The 18,627-nt window shown below is 34.8% G+C and carries 17 protein-coding genes, 1 tRNA gene and 1 pseudogene; 15 read left to right on the top strand and 4 right to left on the bottom strand.

What is annotated here, in order from left to right:
* On the top strand, positions 1–184 hold a 184-nt coding region (locus tag AC23MB_RS13000; RefSeq protein WP_487787476.1), incomplete at its 5' end, for a hypothetical protein.
* Between the two features lie 87 nt (positions 185–271).
* A complete protein-coding gene (locus AC23MB_RS12995) occupies positions 272–610 on the top strand; it encodes a hypothetical protein (RefSeq protein WP_374331116.1) in 339 nt (112 codons plus the stop codon).
* Between the two features lie 350 nt (positions 611–960).
* Here AC23MB_RS12995 and AC23MB_RS12990 read toward each other — a convergent pair.
* The 3 genes from AC23MB_RS12990 to AC23MB_RS12980 all read right to left on the bottom strand — a co-directional run bounded on the left by AC23MB_RS12990 (position 961) and on the right by AC23MB_RS12980 (position 4,225).
* Positions 961–1,033: transfer RNA gene (locus AC23MB_RS12990), tRNA-Phe, on the bottom strand.
* A gap of 107 nt (positions 1,034–1,140) precedes the next feature.
* Positions 1,141–2,985, bottom strand: a complete 1,845-nt coding sequence (locus tag AC23MB_RS12985; RefSeq protein WP_312322711.1) for a bifunctional lysophospholipid acyltransferase family protein/GNAT family N-acetyltransferase — start codon at positions 2,983–2,985, stop codon at positions 1,141–1,143.
* A 1-nt stretch (position 2,986) separates the two neighbouring features.
* Complete coding sequence (locus AC23MB_RS12980) at positions 2,987–4,225, bottom strand: aspartate kinase (protein ID WP_312322712.1); 1,239 nt, start codon at positions 4,223–4,225, stop codon at positions 2,987–2,989.
* Between the two features lie 353 nt (positions 4,226–4,578).
* On the opposite strand from AC23MB_RS12980, the gene fbp reads away from it, so the two are divergent.
* Positions 4,579–5,598, top strand: coding sequence for a class 1 fructose-bisphosphatase (gene fbp / locus AC23MB_RS12975; RefSeq protein ID WP_313031159.1), 1,020 nt, complete (start codon positions 4,579–4,581; stop codon positions 5,596–5,598).
* A gap of 8 nt (positions 5,599–5,606) precedes the next feature.
* Positions 5,607–6,614, top strand: a complete 1,008-nt coding sequence (locus tag AC23MB_RS12970; RefSeq protein ID WP_487787475.1) for an o-succinylbenzoate synthase — start codon at positions 5,607–5,609, stop codon at positions 6,612–6,614.
* 23 nt (positions 6,615–6,637) lie between these two features.
* Here AC23MB_RS12970 and AC23MB_RS12965 read toward each other — a convergent pair whose 3' ends face one another.
* Positions 6,638–7,141: a DUF6702 family protein gene (locus tag AC23MB_RS12965; protein WP_374331107.1), complete on the bottom strand. Its 504-nt coding sequence runs from the start codon at positions 7,139–7,141 to the stop codon at positions 6,638–6,640.
* Between the two features lie 98 nt (positions 7,142–7,239).
* Here AC23MB_RS12965 and AC23MB_RS12960 point away from each other — a divergent pair, with 98 nt between their 5' ends.
* The 11 genes and pseudogenes from AC23MB_RS12960 to AC23MB_RS12910 all read left to right on the top strand — a co-directional run bounded on the left by AC23MB_RS12960 (position 7,240) and on the right by AC23MB_RS12910 (position 18,440).
* Positions 7,240–7,818, top strand: a complete 579-nt coding sequence (locus tag AC23MB_RS12960) for a HupE/UreJ family protein (RefSeq protein WP_312322351.1) — start codon at positions 7,240–7,242, stop codon at positions 7,816–7,818.
* A 68-nt stretch (positions 7,819–7,886) separates the two neighbouring features.
* On the top strand, positions 7,887–10,262 hold the full coding sequence (locus AC23MB_RS12955; protein WP_374331105.1) for a M1 family metallopeptidase: 2,376 nt from the start codon (positions 7,887–7,889) through the stop codon (positions 10,260–10,262).
* 181 nt (positions 10,263–10,443) lie between these two features.
* On the top strand, positions 10,444–10,707 hold the full coding sequence (locus AC23MB_RS12950; RefSeq protein ID WP_312322354.1) for a hypothetical protein: 264 nt from the start codon (positions 10,444–10,446) through the stop codon (positions 10,705–10,707).
* Positions 10,707–10,979, top strand: coding sequence for a hypothetical protein (locus AC23MB_RS12945; protein ID WP_313031138.1), 273 nt, complete (start codon positions 10,707–10,709; stop codon positions 10,977–10,979). The genes AC23MB_RS12950 and AC23MB_RS12945 overlap by 1 nt, the downstream gene beginning before the upstream one ends.
* Before the next feature lie 440 nt (positions 10,980–11,419).
* On the top strand, positions 11,420–11,914 hold the full coding sequence (locus AC23MB_RS12940; RefSeq protein ID WP_487787477.1) for a Crp/Fnr family transcriptional regulator: 495 nt from the start codon (positions 11,420–11,422) through the stop codon (positions 11,912–11,914).
* 254 nt (positions 11,915–12,168) lie between these two features.
* Complete coding sequence (locus AC23MB_RS12935; RefSeq protein WP_312322357.1) at positions 12,169–12,441, top strand: hypothetical protein; 273 nt, start codon at positions 12,169–12,171, stop codon at positions 12,439–12,441.
* A gap of 83 nt (positions 12,442–12,524) precedes the next feature.
* Positions 12,525–13,304 carry a hypothetical protein gene (locus tag AC23MB_RS12930; RefSeq protein WP_312322358.1) on the top strand — a complete coding sequence of 260 codons (780 nt, stop codon included), beginning with the start codon at positions 12,525–12,527 and terminating at the stop codon, positions 13,302–13,304.
* Between the two features lie 79 nt (positions 13,305–13,383).
* Positions 13,384–13,575, top strand: a pseudogene (locus tag AC23MB_RS12925) (T9SS type B sorting domain-containing protein); the annotation flags it as partial.
* Between the two features lie 137 nt (positions 13,576–13,712).
* Positions 13,713–13,991: a co-chaperone GroES gene (locus tag AC23MB_RS12920; protein WP_079666196.1), complete on the top strand. Its 279-nt coding sequence runs from the start codon at positions 13,713–13,715 to the stop codon at positions 13,989–13,991.
* 104 nt (positions 13,992–14,095) lie between these two features.
* Positions 14,096–15,721, top strand: coding sequence for a chaperonin GroEL (groL, locus tag AC23MB_RS12915; protein WP_312322359.1), 1,626 nt, complete (start codon positions 14,096–14,098; stop codon positions 15,719–15,721).
* Positions 15,722–16,070: 349 nt separating this feature from the next.
* On the top strand, positions 16,071–18,440 hold the full coding sequence (locus tag AC23MB_RS12910; protein WP_487787474.1) for a patatin-like phospholipase family protein: 2,370 nt from the start codon (positions 16,071–16,073) through the stop codon (positions 18,438–18,440).
* Positions 18,441–18,627: the final 187 nt, after the last annotated feature.

The raw sequence follows: 18,627 nt of genomic DNA, 5'->3' as shown, positions 1-18,627 counted from the left end.
GAAAATTTTTTTGAGCTTTGAGGGCTCAAAATTTTTCAGAATAACTTTTCAACTTACACAGTTAGTGAGATACTACCATGAAAAACTTTATTCACTAAAACACAACGAAAAAGATGAGTTTTTAAAGAAACTCGAAGAGCAACTGGAGTTTTATTCGAAAGACGAATTTAAGTTTTCGGTTTGAGAAATAAACCATCTTACAATTTCCCGATGCATTATAAATTATGTTTCAGCATATGGCCGTTTTCCGACCAGAACGCACATTGCAACAATGACAGATTTATCCAGACCGACAATTAACAAACATTTGGAAACTCTTCAATCTTCCAAGCATTATAAACAATACACCGCACAATTTGAAATGATGACAGACAGTGTTATTGTTGCAATGACCAAAAGCGCACTTGAGGGAAATGTAAGCGCACAACGTTTATTTCTGGAATATATGACTGGAAACATAGGAAAGAATGCCAGAACACAAAACAATTACATACAGCTTAACGGAGTTATTTTTAGGGATGAAAAATTAAAAATACTTTCTCCCGAACAGCTCAAAGAAATTGAGAGTATTTTAACAACTGTTGAAGTAAGTCCAATTGAGAACTTGTAAAAACTTGACATTTGAAAACCTTACAAAACCTTAGATTTACCTTTCAATTATTTGAGAGGTATTTTTATTGTCTCCGAAGCTATAAAGAATTACGAACATTGTATGTAAAGAGATAACCAAAAAAAAATTTCGTTCGTTGAATTAACGGAGTCGGTTTTGACTTGGTTAAAATTAGAATAGTTTTTAACACGATAAAAAAAGACCAGCCGAAACGCTGGTTTTATAATTTGAACAATTCTAAATTAATGGTTTTTTGATGCTATTTTAAGAATGGTTGGGAAATAATTGGGAAAGACAGTAATAAAAAAACCGCAACGTGCAATATTTCAGCGTGTTACGGTTTTAAAAAGTGGTTTCTCCAGGAATCGAACCAGGGACACATGGATTTTCAATCCATTGCTCTACCAACTGAGCTAAGAAACCTTTTTTACTAAGAGCAACTGTTTCGTTGTTTTCAGTGGTGCAAAGGTATAATGTTTTAGTATACGGCGCAAGTCTTTTTTAAACTTTTTTTACTAAAAACACCGACATCACTGATTATCAGGCGATTTTTTTTCAGTTTCGCTTTTTAGAAAAGCACTCATTTCTTCCAAAACTGGTCGAATAGTATCTTCCGGAAGTTCACTAATTCTAATATACATCAAGCCATCGATCGCATCATTAAAGTTTGGATCAACATTAAAAGCGATAACTTTTGCATTCTGCTTGATATATTTTTTAATTAAAACAGGCAAACGAAGCTCAGGCTCTAGATCATCAATAATTTTATCCAACTTATTAAGGTCAGAGTCCATATCTTCAAAAAACAAAGCCTTATCACGCTCTCTAAGGATTACTTTATAATCGTTTTTAGGATGAACATATTGCGCTACTGCAGAGTCGAAATAATGCGAACGCATAAACTCAATCATCAAAGATTTCGAAAACTCCGAAAACTTATTACTGATACTTACGCCACCCATCAAAAATTTATGTTCAGGATTTCTTAAACACACATGTACAATCCCTCTCCAAAGCAAGAACAACGGAAACGGTTTTTGCTGATATTCCGAAGAGATATAGGCGCGTCCCATTTCGATAACTTTACGGAAGAAAGGCTGCAATTCTTGATCATACTCAAATAAAGAACTTGTGTAGAAGCCGTCTATACCGTACTTTTTCATCACTTCAACACCCAAAGCCATACGATAAGCTCCAACTAATTTTTTGTTGGCATTATCCCATAAAAACAAATGGTGATAATGTTTATCATATTCGTCTAGGTCAAAAGGAAGGTTCGTCCCCTCTCCTATTTTTCGGAAAGTCAACTCACGCTGACGTCCAATCTCACGCATGATGTTGGGGATTTCCTCATATTTTGTAAAAAACATATCGTAATCGCTATACGAAAACAAATGTTTTTTATCATCTTTTTTTAATAATTCTATTTCAGCTAAAATATCTTCCTCAGGCGTTTCGTCAATAATATTCTGAACAATATTTTGCTGCTTCGTCAACGGAAGTTTAATCGACAAATTTGGGATCATCAAAGTCTCAGCAATGCTTTTTCTTTTGTCATAATAAGACTTCAGCATGTAGACTTTCTTTTTTAAGAAATCACCTAATTCTTCGATGTTTTCTTCCTCGTCCATTTGCTTTACAGAAATAGGTTTCCCAATTCTTATTCTAATTGGATTGTCCCTTTTTTTCATCATTTCTGATGGCAATAACATCGTTTGCAAATCAGGATGAAGCTTCGCCAAATTATAAAACATTCGGCTATTACGAGCATGGAAATACATTGGCACAACGGGGACTTTCGCTTTTTTAATCAGTTTTAAAGCTGGTGTTTCCCATGCTTTGTCCATCACTTCGTTATACTCATTATTTTTATTAGAAACTTCTCCCGCTGGAAAAATCCCGATACAACCACCTTCTTGCAAATGCTTTAGCGTCTCGCGCATACCAGAACTGCTGCTGTAAGCTTCTTTGCGACCTTCGAAAGGATTAACTGCAATAACATAAGGCGCCATCGGTTTTATCTTTTCTAAAAGAAAATTGCCCATCACTTTGAAATCAGGGCGAACGCTTGACAAAATTTTACACATCAATACGCCATCTATCGCGCCAAGAGGATGATTAGAAACCAAAATGAATGGTCCTGTTTTCGGAATTTTTGCTAAATCTTCTTCGAAGACTACATATTTTAAGTCAAGTTCTTTCACAAATCCATTGAAAAAATCTTCGCCTTCTTTGTCTTTTAATTTATCGTAAAGCGCATTAACTTCATTAATCTTGGTTATACGAAGTACAAAAGAAGCGATTGGATTCTTTAAAAATCCGAATTTGTTAAGACCTGCTGCCTTTATTAAATCTTCTTTAGAAATTAAACTCATGTTATTGAATTACCATTTGTAAAGTATTCTTGGATAACTGTTCCAATAGCACTTTTTTATCTTTATAAAACTTATCTAGTTCGTCAATTTTAGCATTTCTCACGGTAAACAAAGACACATCTTTTAATAAATTTGTACTAAAACCGTTTTGCAAATCTTGTACAAACTCATCAATGTGACCGAATTTATCCTCCAAACATAACTCTAACGAAATCGCAGAATTTTGCATCAACGATACTTTGATATTATATTTTAAAAGTAGCGAAAAAATTTCTTTCATGTGGTTTTCTGCAATAAAAGAAAAATCTCGTGTATTTACCGTTAAATAATATTGTTCTTTTTTAAGAATATACGACTCCAAATATTGATTGTCACTCGCATTTCCAACTTTAGTACCTGCTTTTGATGGATCAATAAATGATTTTACAAAAAACGGAATATTCTTCTGCTTAAGCGGTTGCAACGTCTTCGGGTGAATAACCGACGCACCGTAATAAGCCATTTCAATGGCTTCTTCGTATGAAATGCTATCCAACAATTCTACATTTTCAAAAATACGTGGATCTCCCGTCATAACACCCGGAACGTCCTTCCAAATCGTCATTTCAGAAGCATCAAATCCAAAAGCAAAAATCGCCGCCGTATAATCGGAACCTTCACGTCCCAAAGTCACCGTAAAATTATGCTCGTCCGAAGCGATAAAACCTTGCGTAATGTAGTTTTTTTCTTTGCTAAGTTTTTGGATATTTTCTTCGGTTTCTTTCCAGTTAACAACACCTTCGCGATAAGTGTTATCCGTTTTGATGTAGTCGCGCGCGTCAAGCCAATTATTTTCAAACTGAGATTCGTTCAAAAATTCGCTAACGATTTTGGAAGAAATCATCTCACCACAACTTACAACTTGGTCATACACGAAGTTATAATTCGGAGATTTATTACGTCTCAAAAATGAATCGATATCGTCAAAAAACAAATTAATTTCTGCAAATACAGGATGTTTTTCTTGGAAAAGTCCTTTTGCAATATCGATATGGAACTGTTTAATATTTTCAATTTCTTGTTGATAGTCGACCTTCGCGAAGTAATTTGCTACCACTTTTTCTAAAGCATTAGTCGTTTTACCCATCGCCGAAACTACCATTAGACAGCTTTTAAAACCTTGATTCTCTAATACCAAGGCTACATTTTTCACACTTTCCGCATCTTTAACAGACGCACCACCGAATTTGAATACTTTCACTTTACTTAGTTTGCCCTTTATTTTATTACAATCTCCAAAATTATTAATAATGACTGATTTACGAAATAGACTTGTTAACAAATATTAAGATTAAGACAAAAATCAAGTTTAACAACTTCTTCTTTTAAAACTGAAGTCTAATCCTCAATTATGGTTAAGATTGTAAACACAAAAAATAATCAATAAAATTTACAATGCTAAAAAACAATTTAATTTCCGAAATTATCTTTAATAAAATTAAATTTTCATTAAAATAAAAACAATAAAATCCATATTTTTACTTAACTTTCTAAGACTTTAGATTTATCAAAAAAAATCTATTAAATTTGGTCAATTTTCTAATAAAAATTAAAATGAGTAAAGAACCTTTACAAACCCTAGGCGAATTTATTATCGAGAAACAGGACGATTTTAGATATTCTTCTGGAGAATTATCTCGATTATTAAGTTGTATTCGTATGGCTTCCAAATTGGTAAACCGAGAAGTTAACAAAGCTGGTATCGCCGATATTATCGGGATTGCAGGCAACGAAAACATACAAGGTGAACAACAACAAAAGTTGGACGTTTTGGCTAACGAAATTTTTATCACAGCACTTTCTCAAAGAGAAGTAGTTTGTGGAATCGCGTCAGAAGAGAATGATGACTTCATCGAAATCTCTTGCAAAGGCAACGCACACCTTAGTAAATATGTTGTATTAATCGATCCTTTGGATGGTTCTTCTAACATCGACGTTAACGTTTCTGTTGGGACAATTTTCTCTATTTATAGAAGAATTACAAATCCTGGAGATCCAGTAGAGCTAAAAGACTTTTTACAAAAAGGTTCTAAACAAATTGCTGCAGGTTACGTCGTTTACGGTTCGTCGACGATGATTGTTTATACAACTGGTAACGGTGTTAACGGTTTCACGCTAGATCCAGCAATCGGAACGTATTATCTTTCTCATAAAGATGTTAAAATCCCAACTAGCGGAAAAATCTATTCGATTAACGAAGGTAACTACGCGAAGTTCCCACAAGGTGTTAAAGATTACATCAAATATTGTCAAGAAGAGGACGGCGACAGACCTTACACTTCGCGTTACATCGGATCTTTGGTATCGGATTTCCATAGAAATATGTTGAAAGGTGGTATCTACATTTACCCTTCTACATCGCAATCTCCAAAAGGAAAACTTCGTCTACTATACGAATGTAATCCAATGGCGATGTTGGCAGAACAAGCTGGTGGTAAGGCAAGCGACGGTTTCAAAAGAATCTTGGACATCGAGCCTACAGAACTTCACCAACGCGTACCATTCTTTGCAGGTAGTGCAGCAATGGTGACTAAAGCTGAGGAATTCATGTCAAAAGCAGTTGATAAACATTAAAAATTATTTTGAAAACAGCACGTTTCGAAAAATATACATTAAACTTCAAACGCCCGAGTGGAACATCTCGCGGCGTTTTGAATGTTAAAGAGACCTACTTCATCCATATTGAAGAAGATGGCAAAATAGGAATTGGCGAGGCTAACCTTTTTAAAGGTTTAAGCTTTGACGACGATGACGAATATGAAGATGCATTAACTTGGGCTTGCCAAAATGCAAATCTTGGACTCGACCATCTTCGCGAAGAAATGGTCAATCATCCATCGATTATTTTTGGTCTCGAACAAGCATTTCTAAATCTTGAACATGGCGAAAACATTTATTTCCCGAGTGATTTTACAGAAGCAAAAGATTCAATCCAAATTAATGGGCTGATTTGGATGGGCGATGTTAATTATATGAAACAGCAAATCGAGGAAAAGCTTGCTCAAAATTTTCATTGTATTAAACTAAAAATCGGTGTCGATTGGGACAACGAAAAACAAGTGATTGCCGAGCTTCGTAAAAAATTTCCGAAAGAAGTTTTAGAACTTCGCGTAGATGCGAATGGCGCTTTTTCTCCTGAGAAAGCAAAAACTGTTTTGGAAGAATTAGCAATTCTTGACATCCATTCTATCGAGCAACCCATCGAAGCTGGCAACTGGAAAGAAATGGCAAAACTTTGTGCCGAAACGCCAACGCCAATTGCGCTTGATGAAGAATTAATTGGGATTCTCAATTACGATTCCAAAGTTGATTTACTAAAAGAAATAAAACCGCAATTCATTATTTTAAAACCTACATTAATTGGTGGTTTTTCTGGCAGTGACAAGTGGATAGAACTTGCAGAAAATCAAAATATTTGTTGGTGGATTACTTCAGCTTTAGAAAGTAATATCGGACTAAATGCGATTGCGCAATACACTTACCCAAAACAAAATCCGATGCCGCAAGGATTAGGAACCGGAGGACTTTACATCAATAATACACCATCACAATTAGATCTAAAAGGCGAACAACTTTGGTTTAAAAACTAAGATTATTTTTGTTAAAACAAACTTTAAAATTGTTGATACAAATAACGATTCGGGAAAGTGAGTTTTTCGCTTTTCCGATTTCCGTTAATGATGATGTGGATGATGTTGAGTTGATCGTCAAATAAATTATACAACATACTTACCGAAGTTTCCACTTTTTGAGGTTGATTAACAACTTCGGATTCTAAATAAACATCAACACTTTCGCTATCTTCCTCAAATCCTAAATAATTAATTTTTACGAACTGATTATTGACTTTCAGTTTCATATAGTCGTTGCAATAATTCTTGAAAGCTTCATTAATCGCATCGTGACTTTTCGCATCCTGGAATTTCAAAGATTTTGGATATTTTTTATTGAGCGCATTTTCCATATCATCTAAAAAGAATTTTCCAGAAATCTGAAAAGTTTTAGTCTTTTGGTTATAATTAAACTCCACCGAGCCAACATGATAAGGATGCAGATTTTCTTTAAACGAAGAAAACGCTAAACAAACAACAATTAATAATAAAAAAAATCTTTTCAAAAGCCTTTATTTAAAAGTGATTAAATCAATTTTTAGATTGTAAAAACTTTTCAAAGTTAATTAAAAATTGTATTATCGCACTTGCTAAAAATTACAGAATGTCAGACTTTCTATTTTATCTCAATCTCGGCTGGGAGCACATTATTTCGCTAGATGCGCTCGACCATCAACTCTTCGTTTTGGCATTGGTTGCCGTCTATTCTTACAACGACTGGAAAAAAATTTTAGTCTTGGTAACGGCATTCACCATTGGACATTCGGTGACTTTGGCGCTAAGTGTTTTTAATCTTTTAAAAGTACCGTCTAATTGGGTTGAATTTTTAATTCCGTTGACCATCGCAATTACAGCTTTGGACAATATCTTGATGCGCAACAACCAAAAAAACCTCATGAAAATGAATTATTATTTGGCTTTATTTTTTGGATTAATTCATGGGATGGGATTTGCAAACACAGCGCGAATGATGCTGGCAAAAGAGCAAAGTATTTTTGTGCCGCTTTTAGGTTTCAATATTGGTTTAGAACTTGGGCAGATTGTCGTTGTTTTTGCAATTTTAATCATTCTTTTTATATTATTAAACGTTTTTAAAGTCAATAAAAAAGACTGGATTATGTTTGTTTCATCAGGGGTTTTTGCATTGGCGTCACAAATGACTTTGGAAAGAATTCCTTTTTAATACTGATAAAACACTAAGTTTTACTTAACTTCGTTTAATTAATTTCAAAAATAATCTTCTTTAGAAAGATGAAAATCAAAATATCAGCATTAGCACTAAGCTTGTCCGTTACGTTATTTGCACAGAATATTCAAAATAATCCTGGCAGTAACCACGGAAATAAATTTGAACAACTTGGTACAATTCTTCCAACGCCCAATTATTACAGGGCAGCTTCTGGAGCACCTGGGCAAGGTTATTGGCAAAACCAAGCAGACTACGACATTAGCGCTTATTTAGATGAAGAAAATAGAAATCTTCGTGGTTCTCAGACGGTGACTTATACTAACAATTCGCCTGATAACCTAGATTATATTTGGTTGCAATTGGATGAAAACCAACAATCTACAGTTAAAAATGCGAACTATCAATTTTCATCAACAATTCCTAAGACCACGACGACGGAAAAATTAAACGTTAGTAATCTTCCTGAAAAAGACAATCATTACGGTGTTAATTTGACCAAAGTAACCGATGCGGCTGGTAAAAACCTCAACTATGTGGTTAACAAAACCATGATGAGAATTGACCTTCCGAAGGTTTTAAAAAAAGGTGAAAAATTCACTTTTAAAATAGATTGGAATTACAATATCCCTAACCGAATCGCAATGGGCGGTCGTGGCGGTTACGAATTTTTCCCAGAAGATGGCAATGACCTTTACACCATCACGCAATGGTTTCCGAGACTTTGCGTGTACAGTGATCATCAAGGTTGGCAGAATCATCAATTCACAGGACGAGGCGAATTTGCTTTGGTTTTCGGAAATTATAACGTAAACATCAATGTTCCTGCAGATCATATTGTGGGCGCAACTGGTGAAGGAAAAAACTTTGATAAAGTCTTAACTTCTACTCAATATTCAAGATATCAACAAGCAAAAACAGCTAAAGAGCCAATCGAAATTGTAACGCTTGAAGAAGCAAAAAAAGCCGAAAAATCAAAATCTAAAGAGCGTAAAACTTGGATTTTTGAAGCCAAAGATGTGCGTGATTTTGCGTGGACTTCTTCTCGAAAATTTGTTTGGGATGGGATGAATGTCAACATTCCTGAAAACAACAATAACGTCATGGCGATGAGTCTTTATGGTAAAGAAGCTTATGGACTTTACAGAAAATATTCGACGAAAGCGGTAGCGCATACCATCAAAACATATTCAGAATTCACAATTCCTTATCCATATCCAGTGGCACAATCTGTAGAAGCCGCGAATGGTATGGAATATCCGATGATTTGTTTTAATTATGGACGAACAGAAAAGGACGGAACCTATTCTGAAGCCACAAAAAATGGAATGATCGGCGTTATTATCCATGAAGTTGGACACAACTTTTTCCCAATGATTATCAACTCCGACGAGAGACAATGGAGTTGGATGGATGAAGGTCTTAATACTTTTGTTCAGTTCTTAACAGAAAGTAAGTGGGATAACAAATTCCCTTCCAGACGTGGTCCAGCGGACAAAATCGTTGATTATATGAAGTTGCCCAAAGATCAGTTGGAGCCTATCATGAGCAACTCAGAAAACATTGCGCAGTTTGGGCCAAATGCTTACGCAAAACCTGCTACTGGGCTTAACATTTTGCGCGAAACAATTATGGGGCGCGACTTGTTTGATCAAGCTTTTAAAACTTATGCTAAACGTTGGGCGTTCCGTCATCCAGAGCCAGCGGATTTTTTCAGAACAATGGAAGACGCAAGTGGCGAAGATTTGGACTGGTTTTGGAGAGGTTGGTTTTTCGGGACAGATCCAGTCGATATTGCTTTAAGCAAAGTAACTGTTGCTAAACCTCAACTCGATGCACAACCAAAAAGTAAAGAAATCACTTATAAAATTGATCCGCCAGCAGAAGATGATTTTAATGATATTTCAAAAACGAGAGAGCGTGACGCCAAAACAAAATTTGCTGTAGATCAAGATAAAGATTTGCAAGATTTCTACTATCGTTACGCAAGAGGACAAGAAAAACTTGATCAAAATAAAAACTACACCACTAACGAATCCGACTTCGAAGCTCTTTCTAAAGAAGATAAAAACCGATTAAAAAATCTGACTGCTTACCAACTAGATTTCGAAAATAAAGGCGGATTAGTTATGCCTATTATTTTGGAATTCACTTTTGAAGATGGCAGCAAATTGACTGATAATATCCCAGCGCAGATCTGGCGACATAACGAACAAAAAGTTTCTAAAACTTATTATTTTGATAAAGTTTTAAAATCGGTACAACTCGATCCTCTTAAACAGACCGCAGATATTGACACTTCCAATAACTTTTGGTCAGCTAGTGGTTCCTCATCAAATCTCGATAACAAATTTGAAGTTTTCAAACAAAAACAAGCTGCAATACGAGGCGCTTCTAACGGAAGACTTAACCCTATGCAAGCAGCAGGAAAGAAAAATTAAAACTTACTTAACTACAAACCAATCGATTTTCGGTTGGTTTTTTTATATTTAAAATGAAAAAACAAACATTAAGATTAAACACGACCAAGTCGAACTTTATTACAACATTAGTTTATATTTAGGATTTATCGTAGGACTCGCAATATTTATCGGTTGGGCAATTTTCATTTGGAAAAGACTTATGAAAAGTGCAAACAAAGATAAAGTCATTTCGTCAACAATTATTGGGATGAAAACTTTATTTTTCACCTTTCCAGGACTTATCGGTTTTATCGCATGTTTTATTCCTCTTTTCTATTTTGGAAATATTCTGAAACAAGAAGAATATTGCAAACAAATTATTCGAGTTAATGTTGGCGTCACGAAAGACGATCCAATCTTCCAAGAACGTTGCGGCTGTTCGGACATCGACGAACTTTTTATAAATGCTAAAAAAACAGAATAATGAAAACCTATAATTTTCGACAAAATCCAGGTGCAAAAGCCATCATCTTTGCAATTGTTTATTTTGCTGTCGTATTTTCCATTAGCTATTTTGTTTTTGGAAGCATTGATGGGATGGCGGATAAAGTCAATAATTTAGGAGCCAAAGCGGCTGGACTTTTAGTCGGTATCCTAATTTTAGGACCATTTATAATTCTGCTAACATTTGTTTCTCCTAAATTAAAAGTTGAACTCGGTCAAGATTTCCTTTCTATTAAAACTGGGAAAAAATAACAAAACATTTCCTTTTCAGAAATTGGATCAGTGATTATAAATGATAAAAAACTAAACACCTTGAAGATTTTTGATAGAAATGGAAATTTAATTTAGAGTTTTTCTTCACAAAATAATCCAGATGCACTTCTGGAGATTGCTGCCAATATTTCGAAATTCGTATTTAATAAAGAAAAAACTGTTTTACAATTCTTTGGAAACAAATTTGATCGTATAACATACATGCGAGCATAAAAACAAAGCCTTATCTTTAAATATTCTTAAAATCAGTCAACTTCGGTTGATTTTTTTCTTTAAAGCATTAATAAAAATATGTTTTGCATTATATTTGCAACCTGAAAAATATGAGCTTTAAAGAACTTTTAAAAGAAAAAATTTTAAGCTATGGAACTTACTTCGATGACGATGTTTTAGAAGCTGGTTAACAAAAGTTTAAAACGATAAAATTAAATGCAGGCGATCACCTTATTAATTCTGGAGATGTTATGTCGGAACTTTTCATAGCAGAAAAGTCGATTTCGCGCGCTTATCGAATCTCAGAAAATGGTGAAGAGCAGACACTTTGGATAGAGCCCGAAATGAGTTTCTTAACCGATATGGAAAGCTTTCGTCGTGGAACAACTAATCAAATGAATGTTCAACTTTATGAAGATTCTGACGTTATGTACATCGAGCGCGAAGATTTGGTCGAACTCTACGCAGAATACCACCAATGGTCACTTTTCGGAATTTCTCTTGCTGAGGAATATCTTATTTATGTTTTTAAAATCACAAATATGATGTTTGCGAATGATGCAACATCTAACTATCAGCTCATTGCGCAATATTATCCACGATTTTTGGATATTGTCCCACTAAAACATATTGCATCGCGCCTTAATGTTACACCGATTACTATTTCACGAATTAGAAATGATAAACAGAAGAAAAAATAAATTAACTTAACATCTGTTAAGTTTAAAAAAAAACTGTCACTTATCTTGGCTTAAACGCTAAAAATAATCATGGGAATTCGCTGATATCAACCACAACTGATGCAAAGGATTTCTATCTTTTTAATTCTTTTTTGTTCTTTTTTGTCATTTGCTCTTTCGGGGCAAACGATTTGATATGATTACCAACCGGTTTCGGAACCCAAAACGGAAGTTCTTGGGCCAATGCACGTTCATTACAAAATGCAATTGCTAATTTGAATTCTGGCCAAACCGAACTTAGATTACGCCAAGGAAATTATCTTATAAATTCAACTCTAAGAATTGATTGGGGGAGAAAAGTTCGTCTTGTTGGTGGTTACAGCGGTGTAGGAACAAACCGAGATTACACTTTATATCCAACAAATCTTAATGGGCAAAAGAAAACTCAAATCATGTATATTCAAGAAGATGATTGTAGTATTGATGTGTTAATTTCATTGATGGATTTGTTACAGGCACTAATGAAGGCGGAGCGGGACTTGTATTAAGAACGAATATTAGCCAGATTCGGAATTCAACCTTTAGAAACAATATTTCGGAAGGTGGTCGTGGCGCAGGTGCACTTTATCTCATGCATGGTTTCAACGGCGCAGTTCTTATTGATAATTGTACTTTCGAGAATAATAAGAGTAACTACAAAGTTTATACAATGGGTGACAAAGGCGGTGGTGCAATCCACAATTGGTCGGATAATGTCACCATAAAAAATTCTGTATTCCGAAATAATTATGCAGAAAATGAAGGTGACGCCATTTATAGTTGGGGAGAAAATTTTCACCTAGAAAATACTCGGTTTGAAAATAATATTACCGAAACGAAGGGCGGTGGTATTTATATTAATTATTATGATGTTAAATTAAAAAACGCTCTGTTTATTGGCAATAAAGCATATGAAGGTGGCGGAATTTTTATTTTTGGAACATCACTTTCGGTTGAAAACTCGCAATTCAATAACAATGAAGCCCAAGAAGAAGGTGCGCTTAATAGCAGTTTTGGGAAGTGGGATTTCCTGAATACCGTTTTTAGAAATAATAAAGCAAGCGAAAAAGGAGGAGCAATATACAATCATCGATTTTCGGAAATTTCCACGATTAATAAATCTGAATTTTATGATAATGCTGCAAAACAAGGTGGTGCCATTTATAATTTTAGCGATGAAGGATTAAAAATTTCGAACGCGCTTTTCTACAAAAATGTAGCAAGTGACAAAGGTGGTGCGATATATAATTATCGAAATATCGACGTTGCCAATACAAATACTACTTTTATAATTCCCCGTTTCCCAAATACGCCATCAAATCCCGGAACATCAATTTACAACGGAAAAAGAAACAACTTTCGAAGAGCATAAAATCCCAAATGTTTGCACATCAAATAATGATGGCAATAATGATGTCGCTGATTTTTAATTCCTTCTAAATAAAAAAAATGCGACGCTTCAGATTATCGACCGTTATGGTACTGTACATTTTGAAGGCAACCAAAACAACCAATTCATTTGGAATGGCACTCACAATGGTTTAAAATCAAAAACAGGAACTTATTGGTATATTATCATTTGGACAAATTCGGAGAAAAAAATTGTGACACTAAAAGATTGGATTTTACTAAAATCAAATTAAAAACTGACAAATTTTCACATTTTTAATTTTAATCTGACAATTATAACTTATAACATATAACTTATAACTCCATAACTATAAGTGGCATATTCTTGGAGAATAATAGCGTAGATAAAAATTAAAAAATAAATACAATTATGTCAGTAAACTTCACACCATTAGCAGACAGAGTGCTTATCGAGCCAATTGCTGCAGAAACTAAAACTGCTTCAGGTATTATTATCCCAGACACAGCAAAAGAAAAACCTCAAGAAGGAACTGTTGTAGCTGTGGGCGCTGGTAAAAAGGACGAACCAATGACCGTAAAAGTTGGTGACAAAGTTCTTTACGGAAAGTATTCAGGATCTGAATTAAAACTAGACGGAAAAGATTTCTTAATTGTAAGAGAAGCTGATTTATTAGGAATTCTTGGATAGGATTTCAGATAAAAGACATCAGGTTTCAGATTTATCATTCTTAAAAATCAAAATTAAAATATCGTTAAATGTCTAACTTCTAACATCTAATATCTAAATAAAAAATGGCAAAAGAAATAAAATTCGATATCGAATCAAGAGACGCCCTAAAAAGAGGTGTTGATGCATTAGCAAATGCAGTAAAAGTAACTTTAGGACCAAAAGGTAGAAACGTAGTAATCGAAAAATCTTTCGGTGCTCCTCACGTAACTAAAGACGGGGTTTCTGTAGCTAAAGAAATCGAACTTGAAGACAGAGTAGAAAATATGGGTGCTCAAATGGTAAAAGAAGTTGCTTCTAAAACCAATGACATCGCTGGTGACGGTACAACTACCGCTACAGTTTTGGCTCAGGCTATCGTAAGAGAAGGTCTTAAAAACGTTGCAGCTGGTGCTAACCCAATGGATCTTAAAAGAGGTATCGACAAAGCAGTTACTGCAGTTGTTACTAATCTAAAATCTCAATCTCAAGAGGTTGGAGATTCTTCAGAAAAAATCAAACAAGTTGCTTCTATTTCGGCTAATAACGATGACACAATCGGTTCTTTAATCGCTGAAGCTTTCGGGAAAGTTGGTAAAGAAGGTGTTATCACTGTAGAAGAAGCAAAAGGTACAGATACAACAGTTGACGTTGTAGAAGGTATGCAATTCGACAGAGGATACCAATCGCCTTACTTCGTGACAAATCCAGAAAAAATGCTAGCTGAGCTAGAAAATCCATACATCCTTTTGGTAGAGAAAAAAATCTCTTCTATGAAGGAATTACTTCCAGTTCTTGAGCCAATTGCACAAGGTGGTAAATCTCTATTAATCATTTCTGAAGAAGTTGAAGGTGAGGCTTTAGCAACTTTGGTAGTTAACAAATTAAGAGGTTCTCTTAAGATTGCTGCTGTTAAAGCGCCAGGATTTGGTGACAGAAGAAAAGCAATGTTAGAAGACATCGCAATTTTAACTGGTGGTACAGTTATTTCTGAAGAGCAAGGTTTCACAATGGACAATGTAACTTTAGAAATGTTAGGTACTGCAGAAAAAGTACAAATCGACAAAGACAACACAACAATCGTTAACGGTGGTGGTGACGAAGCAAAAATTAAAGGTAGAGTTGCTCAAATCAAAGCTCAGATGGAAACAACAACTTCTGACTATGACAGAGAAAAACTTCAAGAGCGTCTAGCTAAATTGGCTGGCGGTGTTGCAGTTCTTTACGTTGGTGCAGCTTCGGAAGTAGAAATGAAAGAGAAAAAAGACAGAGTTGACGATGCACTTCACGCAACAAGAGCTGCTGTAGAAGAAGGTATCGTTGCAGGTGGTGGTGTTGCTTTGGTAAGAGCTATTGCTTCTCTTAACGCACTTAACGGTGAAAATGCTGACGAAACTACAGGTATCAAAATCGTGAAAAGAGCAATCGAAGAACCTCTTAGACAAATCGTTGCTAACGCAGGTGGCGAAGGATCTGTTATCGTGGCAAAAGTTGCAGAAGGTAACGGTGACTTCGGATACAACGCAAAAACTGGCGAGTATGTTAACATGCTTGAGGCAGGTATTATTGACCCGACTAAAGTAACAAGAGTAGCTTTAGAAAACGCAGCTTCGGTTTCCGGAATGCTTTTAACAACAGAATGTGTCATCACAGAAGTTAAAAAAGACGAACCAGCAATGCCCATGGGCGGCGGAATGCCAGGTATGATGTAATAGTCAGCGACCGATACAATATACAAAACCTTCACTTTCGAGTGGAGGTTTTTTTGTTTTTATTTGGGCGCCCTTTCCAGCTGTCACTACTCGCTTCCAGAAGCCCACACCAAATCTCTCACCCATTTCTGGAGAGCTCAAACACGCCGCTCCATCTGGGGCGCAAGGACTACGCTATTATAAAATTTTTGTTACTAAAAAAATAATACCACTTTAAAAGCTAAGCTAATTTTCATTTTGTTAGTTTATCTTTCAAATAACACATCAGAGATAAAAGATACTCCGCACTCACCTATTTCCACAGCCATCCATAGAAATATTTTTTTGTACTTTTAACAAAACTAATTCTATGAAACTTAAATTCCTACTACTAGGTCTAATTGTGATTTTCCAATTAGGCCAATCTCAGCTAAATGACTCTCTAAAGACTTCGCTGAATCACATTACAAAAGACACAAAATTCGGACTTGCTATGAGTGGCGGTGGCGCTAAAGGCTTTGCCCATATTGGCATTTTACGAGCGATTGACTCACTAGGTATCAAGGTTGACTACATTACGGGCACCAGCATGGGTGGTATTCTCGGAGGGCTTTACGCAATGGGTTATTCTGGAAACCAGCTTAGCGAAACCGTTGCTGCAATGGATTGGAAAAGAATTTTATCCAACAAAATCCCCTACAACAAAGTCAATTTTGCAGAAAAAGACGAGTTTGATAAATACCTCATCGAATTTCCTGTGGAAAATGGCTTCCCTACATTACCAAGTTCTTATATCGAAGGTCAATATATGGGAGAAGTTCTCAATACTCTAACCTTTAATGCAAAACATATTAATGATTTTTCTAAACTAAGAATTCCTGTCGAAATGACGGCTTCCGACATTGTTAATGGAGGTCTTGTAATGCAAAAAAGCGGTTCTCTACCTTTAGCAATACGCTCTACCCTCGCCATTCCCGCAGCTTTTGCCCCTGTTTATATCGATGGTAAATTATTAGTTGACGGCGGCTTAGATCGCAATTTCCCTATTAAAGAAATAAAAGATATGGGTGCTGATTTCGTCATTGGAGGTTATACCGGTTTCCGACTTTTCACTAAAAAGGAAATCGAAAATCCAATGAAAATGATTTATCAAACGCATGCAATTCGATCAGTACAAGATTTTCATGAGCAGAAAAAAAACTCAAACATTCTCGTTAATTTTGTTGATATTTTAGGAGACATAACTACCAAAGATTTTAGAAAACATCAGGAGATTATCAAAATTGGAAAGCAAGAAGTTAAAAAACATCTTCCAGAATTGGTAGCACTTGCAGAAGCTCAAAAAAAAGCTGGAATCGTCTATGAACATAAAATGATAGAAGAAGTTAAGAAGCCAACTATTCAGATTAATTTTAGTGAAGACAACGGCACAGTTTTAACAAACTCATCAGAAATTCAAACTCTAAAATCGCTACTTGCTTTAGAAATTGGAAAATATTATGATGTAAAAACAGTTAACGAATCGATTGATCGTATTTTTGGGACAAGATTGTATGATCGTGTATATTACACCTATACTGACGCTCCAGATGGACTTATCATGAATATTTTTATTAGAAGAGCCAAAAGTGGTGCCTTCAAGTTGGCTTTGCATTATGACAACGAACAATCTGTCGGCATCATTGTTAATTACACATACCGAAACTCTATTCTTAATCGATCACGAGTTTTGGCGACACTTGATATTTCAGAGCGCTTTAAAGCGCGTATTCAATATCAAAAATTTTTGGATGATGATTACAAATTTTGGTTTAGCACAGAAGCAAAATTCACGAATCAAAAAAGCAATGATTTTATCCTAAAATTCGGGAACCTTTTAGACGAAAACATCTATATTTCTCCGAACTACAATCATCATAAGTTTAACGGAAATATTGCAATCAACTACAATGTCATGAAGAATGCTGCCATAAGTCTCGGTGCAGAATTTAATTACGAAGCCATAATTCGAGAAATGGACGACATCAATCGTGATGTATTTGACAATTTTAAAAAGCAAGCTTTCCAACATAACAATTGGGATGTATTTTTAAAATTTGAACAAAATAATCTTAACAAAAAACACTATTTCACCTCGGGTAATAACCTTCAGATTATTGCAAAAACATATTTTGGAGATAAGTTTAAAATAAATAAACAGGAAGGTCTAGATACGCTTTTAGATTATTATGTCAACCCAAATCAGTCTTTCTATACAAGGTCAAAACATCTAACAACTTTTATTATTAACGAAAATTTCGCCCTACCAATCACCAGAAAACTTGCAATTAAATTTAACGCATATCTAGGAACACATTTCGGAGAAAAAACTAGAGAAAATACAATTGCATTTTTATTTCTAAATCAAAAAATAAATGTTGGTGGCAGCGAGTATAATTTTGACGGATTTAATCCTGAATTTAATGGTTTCAAACAAAAAGAACTTCCATTTAATTCTATCGCAAAAGCTGGTGTAACCTTACAGTACAATCTTCTAAAAAGTCTGTATTTGAGTCCGTCTTTCCATTACGGAAAACTTAGTGGAGATCTCTTTGCATTTGGAAAACTTAGCAAAAACGTCATCGGTTATGGTTTACAACTCGGCTACGAATCGCTACTTGGCCCTATTAATTTCAATGTTTCTAAAAATGATTTGTTAGATAATTGGAGATTTTATTTCTCAATTGGATTTAAATTTTAAAATAAAAAAACAAATTCAATCCTATAAAAATCGATGAACTACTCAGAATAAGCTGAGTAGTTTTTTGTTTTCACTAAAAATAATTTTTCAAAAAACATGAAAATAACAATGCGCATCTTGTTGAAATAAAAAGAGAACATCAACCAAAACTATTTTCATTAATTGATGAGATTGTCGCAGAAGTTGG

The organism is Soonwooa sp. T0.1_25 (genome assembly GCF_057652215.1).
Note: the sequence above shows the minus strand (reverse complement) of the source record. Positions and strands in the feature narration are given on the sequence as shown.

What these genes read in the sequence shown, in the direction of transcription:
- AC23MB_RS12995 (WP_374331116.1), top strand. Translation starts at nt 272, where the DNA reads ATGACAGATTTATCCAGACCGACAATTAACAAACATTTGGAAACTCTT.
- AC23MB_RS12985 (WP_312322711.1), bottom strand. Translation starts at nt 2,985, where the DNA reads ATGAGTTTAATTTCTAAAGAAGATTTAATAAAGGCAGCAGGTCTTAAC.
- fbp (WP_313031159.1), top strand. Translation starts at nt 4,579, where the DNA reads ATGAGTAAAGAACCTTTACAAACCCTAGGCGAATTTATTATCGAGAAA.
- AC23MB_RS12960 (WP_312322351.1), top strand. Translation starts at nt 7,240, where the DNA reads ATGTCAGACTTTCTATTTTATCTCAATCTCGGCTGGGAGCACATTATT.
- AC23MB_RS12955 (WP_374331105.1), top strand. Translation starts at nt 7,887, where the DNA reads ATGAAAATCAAAATATCAGCATTAGCACTAAGCTTGTCCGTTACGTTA.
- AC23MB_RS12950 (WP_312322354.1), top strand. Translation starts at nt 10,444, where the DNA reads ATGAAAAGTGCAAACAAAGATAAAGTCATTTCGTCAACAATTATTGGG.
- AC23MB_RS12945 (WP_313031138.1), top strand. Translation starts at nt 10,707, where the DNA reads ATGAAAACCTATAATTTTCGACAAAATCCAGGTGCAAAAGCCATCATC.
- AC23MB_RS12930 (WP_312322358.1), top strand. Translation starts at nt 12,525, where the DNA reads ATGCATGGTTTCAACGGCGCAGTTCTTATTGATAATTGTACTTTCGAG.
- AC23MB_RS12920 (WP_079666196.1), top strand. Translation starts at nt 13,713, where the DNA reads ATGTCAGTAAACTTCACACCATTAGCAGACAGAGTGCTTATCGAGCCA.
- groL (WP_312322359.1), top strand. Translation starts at nt 14,096, where the DNA reads ATGGCAAAAGAAATAAAATTCGATATCGAATCAAGAGACGCCCTAAAA.
- AC23MB_RS12910 (WP_487787474.1), top strand. Translation starts at nt 16,071, where the DNA reads ATGAAACTTAAATTCCTACTACTAGGTCTAATTGTGATTTTCCAATTA.